A 242-nucleotide genomic window follows, 5' to 3' on the forward strand; every position below is an offset into this window, starting at 1 on the left:
AAATGTGGGCTGAACATTCCAATGAATTTTTCAAAGAAAAAAATAAAGAGTTGTTTGTAGATCATAGCTGGGCCGCTTCTGGAGAAATTGACATCTTAGAAGCAAAAGGCAGGTCAGATGCCATCATTGTCCTAACGGTTAATCCAAATAAAAAGACCACCAAGCTGTTAAGCATGAAGCAGAAATTGCTGATTCTTATTTTGATTAAATTCAGCTGCATAAAATAATAAAAAATCATCAGG

The 242-nt window shown here is 34.7% G+C and carries 1 pseudogene; it reads left to right on the forward strand.

Annotated features, from left to right (window positions below):
• Positions 1-227: pseudogene (locus P6709_RS20250) on the forward strand (hypothetical protein); the annotation flags it as partial.
• Positions 228-242: the final 15 nt, after the last annotated feature.

Source organism: Jeotgalibacillus sp. ET6 (assembly GCF_029667115.1).
Classification (GTDB): domain Bacteria; phylum Bacillota; class Bacilli; order Bacillales; family Jeotgalibacillaceae; genus Jeotgalibacillus.